Source organism: Prosthecobacter sp. SYSU 5D2 (assembly GCF_039655865.1).
Lineage (GTDB): Bacteria > Verrucomicrobiota > Verrucomicrobiia > Verrucomicrobiales > Verrucomicrobiaceae > Prosthecobacter.
Map to the genome: position 1 here is coordinate 1 of NZ_JBBYXL010000025.1, position 668 is coordinate 668.

Genomic DNA, 668 nt, shown 5'->3' on the forward strand with positions numbered 1-668 from the left:
GCGATGGACATGGTCTGATTCCGCAACGTGCGGTTGTCTTCCATTCTACGGGCGATCTGCTCCAGGTCAAGGCTGCTGTCCACGTTGAAGGCGTACACCAGGCTGGTCCTCAAAAGCGAATCCGAGATCTGGCTGGCGAATTCCTTGGCCAGCCAGTCGAAGAAATCCAGCAGGCGCTTCTGCCGCGCCAGTTTCATCAACTGTAAAACGATGCGCAAAGGTGCCTGGTCCTCTTCACTGGCTGGGTCGAACTGGGTGAGATCCAGCAGGCCGTGGCGGAAGACGGGTAAAAAGGGCCGCAGGGCCTCGGTCATGTCTTCGGGCAGGTCAAAAAGCGCGCTGAAATCGGTGGAGACGGTCCACGGATCGGGTCCTTGATGCAGGACAAAAGGGAGCACGGGCGGCAGCGGCAGGCCGTGGAGTTTTTCGTGGGTGATCAGCAGCTCGGTGATGTAGCCCAGCAGGCGCAGCGGCATGGCGGGATCCACCGTGGTCTGGTGCTCAAAGAGCAGATACAGCCGCAGCTCCCGCTGGCCTGCTTTGACAGAGAAAACCAGGTCCGAGTGCGCCTGCTGGAGGCTGCCTTTGACAAAGGAGCCGGGCAGCAGGACCAGGGAGGGCCAGTCCACGAGGGCAGCGGTTTCAGCAGGCAGGTGGCGCTGGAAAAA

1 protein-coding gene is annotated in these 668 nt (G+C 60.8%); it reads right to left on the reverse strand.

What is annotated here, in order from left to right; genetic code table 11:
* The coding region (locus WJU23_RS23540; protein WP_346335084.1) for an Rpn family recombination-promoting nuclease/putative transposase at nucleotides 1-668 on the reverse strand (668 nt) is incomplete at both ends.